The sequence below is a fragment of the Scytonema millei VB511283 genome (assembly GCF_000817735.3).
Lineage (GTDB): Bacteria > Cyanobacteriota > Cyanobacteriia > Cyanobacteriales > Chroococcidiopsidaceae > Chroococcidiopsis > Chroococcidiopsis millei_B.
The window spans coordinates 1,362,511-1,373,898 of record NZ_JTJC03000001.1 but is presented as its reverse complement, the minus strand read 5'-3'; the positions used below and the strand labels follow the sequence as shown (position 1 = coordinate 1,373,898).

The window sequence follows — 11,388 nt, the reverse complement described above, 5'->3', positions numbered from 1 at the left end:
TGACATTTAATTCAGACAATTTTCATCGCTAGCGGATCGGATTGCGCCCAAGAGAGTGGCAATCTTAACACAACTCCAGCGCTGTCCGCCGTTACGAGTGGCGATCGCAATTTTTCCTAATGGACTATTTGCTTCTCCGCGATAGTTAAATTGCATTCGCCACAAGTTATGAGTAGGATCGAATTCTAATGTCGTGCCATCGGGATCGTTAGCATTCACAATTGGATCGACGATCCGAATTGCTGCATCTAAGTTTTGCCAAGTTACAACGGTCGGATTTGTACTTGCTGGCAGAACGCTCCACTGTGCTACGCCGTTATTTTCGCGAAAGCTGACTTGCCACGTCACTTTATCTCGCCTAGCATTACTTTGTGCTGCTTGTAAAGAGCGCAAAATTTGGTCTTGAGCCACATTCAAACGGCGACCGTCAACAAAAGCCACCCAACTAGGAGCCGCGATCGCGCTTAAAACTCCGATAATAATGACTACAACGATGAGTTCGATCGAGGTAAATCCTCGATTCTCCCTCTCTCCCCTATCCCCAATGGAGATTCCCAGAGGAACGCGATCTGTAGGGGCGCACAGCTGTGCGCCCCTACGAAAAATCGATGGGTGTAAAATTGTCTTGGTGATTTTATTCATAACAAATTGCCGCTAAAATTTAGAGCTAGTCGTACCGCGACTTTTGACTTGGATGTTTAAACTAGGAAAATAAACAGCCTGAGCGTCACTATAAACAGCATTTTGCTCCAAACGCATTAACGCACTTCCTCTCAAATAAACTTGAGCTAGATTGCGCGCTGCATCTACACAGGCATAAAAACTATTTATTTGTAAAGGATTAGCCAGTTGAGTATTAGCAGGAACGAGTTGAGCCACAGAAGAAATATTTTGACAATCTAACGGCTTTGGCGCGCGATCGCTCGGACTCGGATCGACGTAATCTACTAAAACTTCAATCGGAATTTTTTGAGAATCGTAAGCTGTATCTGCTTTTTGCCAAGCATTCATTTTATCTTTCAGAGTTCCGGCTTGAGAAAGATTGAATAATTGAAAACCAGGAGAGGGATTTGTCAGATAATTTCTGGAATTATTAGAATCTCTGATTCCATCTTGTAGTTCGAGTCTACCAATTCTGGCTGCTTCAGACCAAGCAGGATTATTATCTTTAATTAAGTAATAAATGACTAAAGAATAAACAAAATAATCTCTTTGACTACAGGCATCATTTCTAGGCAACTTAGTCAAGCATCCAACAGTGGTTGCAGTTCCATCCATCGTAGTAACAGGACGATCTTGAGCTAAAAAAGTAGGCTTCCAAAACACGAGTACGGGAACTTTATCTACTTCTCTAGCATGAGGTAATTGGTCAGCGATCGCCTGCACGCCATCAGCATCATAAATATAAATAGCTTCTTGTAAATCCCTAGAAATATAATCAAGAGCCAACTGTACTTCTTGTTCGCTACTAGACTTTGCTTGTTCTCTCCGCTCAGAAGTCAACATATTCGTCATAAAAGACAACAGCGAACTCAAAACAATCGAAGAAATCACAATCGACACCAACAACTCAATCAAAGTAAAACCACTGCAACCCAATCCTCTCTTCTCTTTTCTTCCTTTGCGCCTCCGCGTCTTTGCGCGACAAAAATCAAAAAACCTATGACGCATACGACATTTTCAACCTTATTATCAATAGCAAATCAAAAAACAGAGCTTTTAACTTTTAACTTTTAACTTTTAACTTTTGACTTTTAACTCACTCACACCCAAGGCGATCGCAAAAATCATTTATACTCGACTCATCATTAGCAATTTCTGTAGCTGTTTCTACTAATGGTGTTTTGAAATTACCCAACCCTCCCGAAAAAGTCAACTGCGTTCTTTGAGTATTAGCATCGCTAGCAACTAGCGGTGATAGATCGCTAAAACCAGCAGCACGATAAACCCGAAGCCCCAATATATAAGCTTTATCCATAGATCGATCCTCAGAACTGGCGCTGCGAAAAGCTTGAATCACCAAATCTTGTCCGCTATCGCTACTACAACCGCCACCATCTAAATCGAAACAATATAAACTCGATGTCGTATTATTCCAGCAATAAGAATTACTAACTGTAACATTCGTACAACGCAAACCACCAGAAGTAGAAGGAGGAGCTGTAGCAACAAATTGTTCGCGTTGAGAATTAAAATTTTTGTTACTATCGACTTCATTTAGGACAACTGTATGCTGTGGTGGTGCAATCGTTCCCGCCTTAACTCCAGCAATATAGGTTTTTGTTGCTTGAGTTGCCAATTCTATTCGCCTTGCTTGCAGCCGATTACCAACAGCAAGGACAAAAACAGGCGCGATCGCGGTCATCAAGATTGATAAAATTGCGATCGCGATTAAAGCTTCGAGGATGGTAAAGCCTGACGAGGTGGGAGTCGGGAGTCGGAAGTCGGGAGTTGGGAATTGGAAGCGACTTTTGACTTTTGACTTTTGACTTTTGACTTGAATAGTTTTCATATCCCTCACCCTAATTCAAGTTTGCCGGATAATCTGGTGTATCGTTTTGACAAGTTACCGGACGCTGGGTTTTATCTGAAATCGCATATTGAGTGTAGGTAGCTGTAATTTTGCCAGTGCGATCGCTAGCTATGGCTGCACACAACAAAGTTTGTACCCAAGGATCGTCTCGACTGACTTCTCTGAGTAATTCGCTAGGCTGGCTTGTTGATGGAGTTGTAAACTCTTGGGCAAATAAGTCTGAAGATTGGGATAATAAGGCAACATCAAATTGCCAGTGTCGTTCTGGGTCGCTGTAATATGGTGGCGTTCCTGTCGGTAAATCGTTATTAGCGCCATCAGTGGGATATTTATTAATGGCGTAGTCAAACCAGCTAAGGTTATCGGTTGCCGTAGCCAACTCAGTAGCCGTGTCGCGACGGATCGGCATAAATGGTGCTGTAGCGTAGGCACTCCGCCGCATTTGAATAAAGTTACCATTGATGTTGACTACCCTGTTTTCCCAATTTTCTAGAAAACGGACGAAGTTAGGCAATCCCGCTGACTCTTCTTGAGGACGACTGGGACTATTACCAGTCATAAATACGGCATTAAAGGTTGTATCCTCTTCGGCTATTTGCAACCAGTTGGTAGCGTAGCGATTTGGGTTTCCTCGATCCAGGGTTTCACTGGGAGAACCATCGGGAGTATGAATTTGTAAAACAGGGACTAATAGCGGCTTACCGTTAGAGACTTCTTTAATAAACAGCAGATTATTCGGACTATAGGATTCACCCTGAGTTGGATCGACAGGGTTAGTTGTTGTTTTAAACCATAACGCATTACGTACTTGCCGAGGTAATCCATCTGGTCTAACGTTATTATTTCCATCAACATAGCGAAACTGTTTTACGTTTCCTTGAGAATCGATTCCTAAAGGAGTTAGTTGATTAGCACTAACTTGGTTATTTTGTTGCTGATTGTTTTGTTGATTATTTTGTTGATTATTTTGTTGCTGGTTGGTTTGTTGTTGATTATTTTGTCGATCGCTCTGTTGGTTATTCTGTTGGTTACCTGGATTACTCTGTTGGTTGGTTGAATTATTTTGTTGATTATTCTGTTGGTTGCCTAGATTACTTTGTTGGTTGGTTGAATTATTTTGTTGATTATTCTGTTGGTTATTTTGTCGATCGCTTGGATTGCTCGGCTGATTATTTTGCCGATCGTTTAAATTATTCTGGCGATTATTCTGGTTCCTATTTTGATTTTGGTTTTGATTATTTAAGTTATCGTTTCTCTGAAAAGCCACTCGCCGAGGATAGCGCCGATCTTCCAGTTGTAAAGCAGGTCGGGCAGTAGTACCTGCCCCAAGTCGATCGGGTTTGTATCCTCCATTTGGAGGGCTACTGAGATTTATAGCACTATTTATTTCGGTATTATCTAATTTGTCATCCCTACTTTGGTCATAGCCAATCTTCCAATCACTTTCTTGACAAGTTTCAACAGGTATCTTTCGACAAATTTCCATGACGTATTCAGGAAAAGTTGTACGTCGCTGTATGGGTGTGACTCCGTTAGTTAAATAGGAACCTACATAACTATCGTCGGAATTTTTCTGATTAGGATATGGATTACCGCTACTATTTGTATCCCACCAATCAGAACTCGTAACAAAGCTGTTATCCCAAAAGCCTTGATTATTACGATTTTGGAAAACCTTGTCACGTTCTGTCGTAGGCTGTTGAGGATCGTCTGGCGTAGTTTGTTGAGAGATGGGGAGGGCTGTATTATTGTTGAGATCGTAGTCTCCCTCATTGCGAAATCCATCTCTAAAAGAATTAGATAGCAGCGTCACAGCATCAGCAATAATAGTAGTCGATCGCCACGTATCGCCATCGCGATCGGGACATCCTGCTTTTCCAGGGCGACAGGCAAAATTTGGATTGAGATTTCCTAATCTCCGAGTATAAAAATTGCTCCAATTAGACCAATCTAATGTTTCTTGAAACTCTTCTAATTTGTTACCTAACGGTGTTTGATGAAGGTTGAAATCACCTTTGATATATACAGGGAGATCGGAAACTAAAATCAATCCTTTTTCTTCCGGTCGATATCTATTATCCAGATCTCGCGATAAGTCACTCCCATTAATTAACCGAATCCCATTAGGACGACGGGTAGGATCGAGTTTAAAATCTGTAGGACTGAGCAGCCTACTTTCAAGACGTACGATCGCAGATGTATCTGTTGAACTTTGTACTACAACTGCGTTCCGATTGATAGAATCGATCGCCGATGAATCATCGCGTAAAGCATCATCACGACTAGCATAAACTATACCACTATTTGGTAATAGATAATCACTTTCAATCTGACTTGGATCTATTTTCTTTCGAGTAAGTCCTACGACTTTTTCTTTCTTTGGATCGCTATATGTTTCTTGAATTTCTCCCGTACTCAAATTGATATCTGTCACCCTAATTTCTAACGGTTGACGCTGTTCTAGATCTAAGTCGTAGCGGGGATTGCGATCGCTGTTGAGTGTAGAACTTGAAGGATCGTTTTCATCGCGGCTAATTGCCTTAATTTCTCTACTATCTAAAAAAGAGGCTTCTTGAATTGCGCCGTGAGGAATAATCGGATTATTATTGACTGGTATAATTGTCCCATCTAATATTTTTAAGGCACAAATTGCTGTGTCAAGCGTGGCATTATCTGATATACTCAGCGGTTTGTCAGGGTCTTCCAGCGTAACGTTAGCAGTTAATTTTTTGAGTGCATTTTGTAGCGGTTGATTGACAATGCGCCCGTTAGGAAACATTAACTTTGCTTGCGATCTTAGTTCTGTTAAGTAGATACCAATCTCTCTAATCCTATCGTTATTGCTAGTATAAGGAGCTTCGTAAACTACGCCATTATTTGACCTACCACGCTCGTCATAATGATAGGGTAAGTTGTTACCACCTCCGCCCCAGGGATAACCGTTATTAGTACCAAACTTGCCATTTTTGGCTGTGATTTCATCTGTAGGATCGTAATAACTGCTAACACAAGCAATTGGTATTTGATCGACACCCGTACTCTGGGTATAGTGATAAACTGCTGTCGCACGCATCCGCAGATTAGGAGGTGCTGCTTTTTCCTGCTTTTTAATCTCCTCATCGCCGCCTGTCATTGGCATCATGTCAGACCAAACCAGGGTATATTTATCTATAGGTTGACCTGCTATCCTTAACCGATTGTCAGGAGTGGGAAGATCTGCTCCAGAGTCTAGTTTACGGTTTGATAGATCGGGTAAAAAAGAATCGACTTGTAAAGCTGGTATGCGAGAGTTATTATCTTTGCGATCGCGATAAATTCCTGCCCCTGTAATAATCCGTAAACCTCCAGTATTAGTGGAAGTTTGTCGTTCCCAAAATCCACCGCGTTCTGCAATTTCGCTAGGATCGAATGGCTGTACTTGGGTGCTACGATAGCGGGGTAGATCGCTAGGACTCGTCCAATTTATGCCTGTAACTAATTGTCGATCGCGCGGTGCTGTAACATAGTTATTGCCATTTTTCCAATATGCAGGTAAGTTATTTCCTACACGAATGCGATCGCCTAAATATCTCTCAATTCCATCTAGTTGTTGTTCGGGAGATGTCGCTTCTAATTGGCGCGTTCTGAGTAACAATCTAGTATTATTATCTGTTGGCTCTCGCCATTCGGCAGGCGGTTCGATTGTATTTAAATTGGCAAAAATATTATCTTGAGTGTAATCGTTTAAAATATCGTCATTTGACTCTAAAACTTCTGCATATGGAACGCGCCGAGTTCGATAACGTAGATATCTTTCTAATTCTTCTTTCAGGACAATATACGTATTTAGGCTAGGATTTTCCTGCAAGCGTTGGCTGAAGCGATTTTTCACTTCATCAGGATATCTGTTAATTGCTAAAACTGTCTTAATTTCCGGTGGTTCTAATTCAGAACAATCTCGTCCAGCTTCGATACAAAATTCTAATGCTGCTTGTTTCATCAAGGCAATACGTTGGTTAAAAGCATCATCAGAATAGGCTATTTCTTCTCCGCCTGTTTCTTCTGTAGATTTATTGATACTGCCAATTTGAGCGGTGCTGTTGCTTGGATTGTTACTATATAGATCGACGGTTACGACATTGCGATCGCTTGTATCGGTAACGCTACCATTACCGACATTACCCCCAATAGTAATTTTGCCGTTTTCTGGCTGATAGAAACAGGATTCTTGACTATCGACTTGATAAAATCTAACTGTGGCGTTGTTGCGTCCACCGACTAGCAAGTTACCATTAGTATGAATTCTGCCATTGATCCGAAAATCGGTACTAGGTGACAATTCTAAATCGTCGTTGAACCATACAGCGTATTGATTGAGCGGAATCAAACTACGGTCTTGTTGATACTCTAATGCATAAAAGCTGGTATTACCCGCCAAAGTTTCAAAGCGATCGCCTAAATCGGTATTATCTGTAATAGGTACGCTGGCAGTATAGACAAAAAAGCTTTTGTTTAATTGATTTCCAGATTGATACCAACCATTATCCAATATTTCTGTATCTGCACTCAGAATATCGGCACAACGGCTATTTGCAACTGGAATATTTACAGGCGGGGTTCTGGCTTCGAGAGGATTGCGTTCGCGGTTAAAATCACCTGCTTCAACGCTAGGACTGCGGAAGTAAATCCCATAAAGCGTATACGTATCAAATTTACCGTTATTATTGGTATCGGTGGGGAAGCGCCAAGCAGTTGTTAACGTTTCGTCATTTTTGATGTCGGCGTTGTCTGCGGTTATGGCATTATCTTGATTGATATCAAAGCCTAGTTTCAGGCGCGTCTCGTCGCCAAAAGTAAATTTAGAGTTGTATTTAATTGCGTTGTAGAGCGATTGAGTAGCAGGCGTGCGGCTGGGTAGGGCAGGATCTCTAATTAAAGCCTCAATTTTAACTTTAGCACGGGCGATCGCGGGTGCGGCTGCTTCTGCTGCTGCCTGACTTACTCTCACATTACTGGCATTCCGGGCGCGATCGAAAGACCGAATTGTCATCGCTGCGGTCAGTAGTACCACTACCATCGATACCACGGCTACAGTTGGTAGAATAAAGCCAGCCTCGACCGAACGGCGGCGTTTTTTGAGATCTAGAGGTTTTAACCGTCGTCGCCTTTGTTTACGAGTCAGCGATCGCGCGATAGATTTCAGTATACGTTTTAACATTACTACTTTTCCACTCTAAGGGTATCTACTTAGGTTGAAGTAGATAGAACGCCTAGAAGCGTTCTCCCCTGCTAGCCTGCAAAGTTATTCTATCGCGCCGTAAGTTCTTTGGGGCTAGTGTTACACATGGGTTAACTTTGTTTTATAGCGGTTTGCAATTGGGTAAAACACACGATCTGTAGGGGCGCACAGCTGTGTGTCCCTACAAATATCGCGCTATCAAGTAGAGACTTAAAGTATAGAAAAGCACTATTAATCTCATGTATGACTTTTTCATAGCCCCCTTTTTAAGGGGGTTGGGGGATCGCAAGACTCTACTACTTCGAGAAAAGATCCCCCCTAGCCCCCCTTAAAAAGGGGGGAACAAGAGTAAAGTTGCACCGAAGCCTTATTAGGTCAACTAACGACTAAATACTCTAAATACTCGACAATCTAAAGTTAATAACTAGAATGGATTATCTGGGGCGTTGAAAGATGAACAAAAAATAGCAGGCACGAAAAGCTATAGCCTGGAGTACGGATGCACTTATTCCTGGTTTCTACATATGGTTAGGAAATTGGTCGTTTCGATTTGGCGGGACTGAAGCTGAAGAGAGTTATCCTGGAACGATACATAGTAAGTTTGGAGTGGCGGTCGTGTTACCTAGCTACCACATTTGGTCTACGTACCAGGGATCGTATGACCCTGAATCGGTTAAGCTTCACTTACGTTTCCTACGGGTGAGCTGATAGATTGAATTTGGCATTGGGCAACAATTCGATTGCCTTCAGTTATTGAAAACTCTTTGCCAGGAGTTAACTTACTCTCAACCAATTCTGGAGCGAGAAAGCCAACTTCGACTTCATCCACCCTAGAAGTTGTACCATTTTCCCCCTGCTCTTTTGATGTCGGAAAGCGTATAACTATGCTAAAAAACTCGTTCTCTTGCTCGTCAAACTGTGCGGTAGCAGCATAGACAGAACCAGATGGAGGAACCTTTCGACCACCCCGTTCGGGCGTAAGCCAATACACTTTTGCTGTTGCTGAAACTTTGGGAGCCATAGTAGTATTCTACAGTTTTATATTCTACAGTTGCGTTTAGATGACTATCAGGGAAATAATTACTTTCGTCTAAATAAGGGCAGACCGTAGCAAATTTAGAATAAAAAGTTTTATTCTATGATTTTTTGAATAATAAGAATCACTGACATTGATTATCTTGAGCAGAACGCAACGCACCTAGTAAAGTAGAAACAATGACACAGCGTTTAGGATTGTTACCACCATAACGAGCAGCTAAGGTAATTCTACCTTGTTGGTTTCCAGCACCACCATCCTGTGTATCAAGTGCGCCGTCAAATCTAAACCTGACTCGGTAGTATCCAGTTGGATTTTGCCGCAAAGTAGAGTTTGTTGAATTAATTGTAATAAACTGAGAACCTTCTTGAAGAATGGATTGCCAGTTTGTAGCTTGAGTACAATTCCAACTGCTATTACTAATAACTCTGGGATGAACTGCGTATACAACTTTATTACCATCATTACGAAAACAAGCTTCCCAAGTAATTTTATCTCGCTTAGCATTACTTTGAGCTTCTTGTATTGTGTAAAGAACTCGGTCTTGAGCAGCATTAAGGCGGCGAGTATCTGTAAAACTTACCCAACTAGGAGCGGCGATCGCGGCTAAAACACCAACTATAATTACCGTTACCAGCGTTTCTAGAAGTGTAAATCCAGAATTAGATAGATAGTTTTTTCGTGCGACCTGACTTGAATATTGCTTGGCTAACAAAGCGGTACAATTAGATATTTTTTGTAACCGCGCTCTTTTGACTAATGCTACTCCAATCATGATGATATTAGCTTCTGATTTTTAATTTACAATAACTCTCAATAATTAAATTATTCGCCACCTAATAATCCACGCCCTTTAACTTGAACACTAGCAGTCGGGAAATAAACAGACTGAGTACTGCTATATGCATTATTTTGGTCTATGCGAGCCAGAGCGTTACCTCTAATAAATACTTGCGCTATAGTTTTAGCAGAATTAACACACGAATAAAATCCACCTACTAAGGTTGATGGAACTCGCTGTGTGTTAGCAGGGCAATCAGGTAGGTTAGTACTACTATTGTCTACAAAATCAATTAGTACTCTAGCTTCTGCATTATAGTTTACAGCATTGCCAATATTGTTATTTGTAGTCGCCTTTTGCCAACGATTCATTTTTTCTTGAAGCGTACTACCAGATACTTTTAAGTCAAACGGCATAAAACCATTGCTAGGAGTCTCACCTGTAATATAGTTAGGAGTTCTATCAGCATTAGTTGGAGTCGTGGGATTTACCACTCCACCTTGAATTTGAAATCTACGAATGCGGGCATTATTAGACCACCTATTGTCACTATCCCCTTTAGTTAAGTAATAGGCAACTAGAGAGTAAACAAAAGTATCATCTTTGGCAGTTACTCCTGTTACTGGTACTACACGTTGCTTATGTTCGCGTTTCCAAAATACCAGGACTGGAACACAGGTAGGTGTTGAACTACCACAACCATCAGCTCCAGTGGCTACAGGTGGAATTTGGTCTTTAATTCCAGAAGTTGTGGAATTTGTAGTTGAGTTTCTACTTAATCCATCATTATCATAGATATAAACTGCTTGTTGTAAATCCTGGGCAATATAATCAAGTGCTGCTTGAATTTCTTGTTCTGTAGTTGCCTTTGCTTGCTCTTGACGCTCTGAACTCAGCAAAGTATTAATAAATGTTAGCAAAGCTCCCAAAATAATGGATGACATTACCATTGCTATCAAGAGTTCAATCAGAGTAAAACCTCTGCTTTTTTGAGCTACTTGATAGCGTTGTTTTTGATACTTTGAGAATAACTTGCTTAGACTGAGCGCGTTACTGTTTTTCATACTGCAAGCATATAAAAAGCGATAAGATTACTGAGACTATTTAGTTATTACTCTTACAAGGAGCTGTACTAGAAGAATCCAAACGATTACAAAAATCTGTGTATTTTGGTCGATCGGGGCTAATTTCTGTAATCATTTCCACTAATGGAGCTTTGCGATTACCTAACCCTGATGTGTACGTTGATGCTGTTTTTTTACTAGTCCCATCACTTTTTTGAAAAGCATTGCTATCACTGAAACCATCTGCTCTATATACTCGCAAGCCAAGCAGATAGTTTTGATTGTTACTAGTACGAAATGCTTGAACAATAAAGTCATTGACAGAATTACTAGTACAGGTGTAGCCATTACTGCCAACATCAAGATCTATGCAGTATAAACTCGATGCTGTAATATTTGAGCAGTAGAAATTAGTTGCGGTAGTAGTGCAACTCCAACTACTTGAGCCTGTGGGTACAGAGGCGTTAGTGACGAACGGTAATGAAGCTGTCTGAGTAGGAGCAGTTATTGTTCCAGCACTTAAGCCATCAATGTAAGTTCTGGCGGCTTGGGTTGCCCGTTCCACTCGCCTAGCTTGTACTCGCGTAGCTACAGAAAGAGCAATTGCAGGCGCGATCGCAGCCATCAAAACTGAAACTACTAAAACAGCTACTAAGCATTCAATAATAGTTAAACCAGATTCACCAGTTTTAGAAAAATATTGCTTGTGTATGTAGCTAAACATAAATATTTACCAATCTATTATTGATTTTGTAG

Annotated in this window: 8 protein-coding genes; all 8 read right to left on the bottom strand. The window is 41.1% G+C overall.

Annotation, left to right across the window (positions count from 1 at the left end):
- Positions 1 to 6: 6 nt before the first annotated feature.
- Complete coding sequence (locus tag QH73_RS06180; RefSeq protein WP_052290047.1) at positions 7 to 642, bottom strand: pilus assembly FimT family protein; 636 nt, start codon at positions 640 to 642, stop codon at positions 7 to 9.
- 12 nt (positions 643 to 654) lie between these two features.
- A complete protein-coding gene (hpsC, locus tag QH73_RS06175; protein ID WP_063777336.1) occupies positions 655 to 1,671 on the bottom strand; it encodes a hormogonium polysaccharide secretion pseudopilin HpsC in 1,017 nt (338 codons plus the stop codon).
- Between the two features lie 88 nt (positions 1,672 to 1,759).
- Complete coding sequence (gene hpsB / locus QH73_RS06170) at positions 1,760 to 2,512, bottom strand: hormogonium polysaccharide secretion pseudopilin HpsB (protein ID WP_039715629.1); 753 nt, start codon at positions 2,510 to 2,512, stop codon at positions 1,760 to 1,762.
- A gap of 10 nt (positions 2,513 to 2,522) precedes the next feature.
- A complete protein-coding gene (hpsA, locus tag QH73_RS06165; RefSeq protein WP_052290045.1) occupies positions 2,523 to 7,730 on the bottom strand; it encodes a hormogonium polysaccharide biosynthesis protein HpsA in 5,208 nt (1,735 codons plus the stop codon).
- Between the two features lie 694 nt (positions 7,731 to 8,424).
- A complete protein-coding gene (locus tag QH73_RS06155) occupies positions 8,425 to 8,772 on the bottom strand; it encodes a hypothetical protein (RefSeq protein WP_039715628.1) in 348 nt (115 codons plus the stop codon).
- Between the two features lie 139 nt (positions 8,773 to 8,911).
- Positions 8,912 to 9,562 carry a pilus assembly FimT family protein gene (locus QH73_RS06150; protein WP_132866687.1) on the bottom strand — a complete coding sequence of 217 codons (651 nt, stop codon included), beginning with the start codon at positions 9,560 to 9,562 and terminating at the stop codon, positions 8,912 to 8,914.
- A 50-nt stretch (positions 9,563 to 9,612) separates the two neighbouring features.
- Entirely contained in the window at positions 9,613 to 10,632 is a 1,020-nt protein-coding gene (gene hpsC, locus QH73_RS06145) for a hormogonium polysaccharide secretion pseudopilin HpsC (RefSeq protein ID WP_039715626.1), read from the bottom strand.
- 40 nt (positions 10,633 to 10,672) lie between these two features.
- On the bottom strand, positions 10,673 to 11,356 hold the full coding sequence (hpsB, locus tag QH73_RS06140; RefSeq protein ID WP_132866686.1) for a hormogonium polysaccharide secretion pseudopilin HpsB: 684 nt from the start codon (positions 11,354 to 11,356) through the stop codon (positions 10,673 to 10,675).
- Between the last annotated feature and the right edge of the window lie 32 nt (positions 11,357 to 11,388).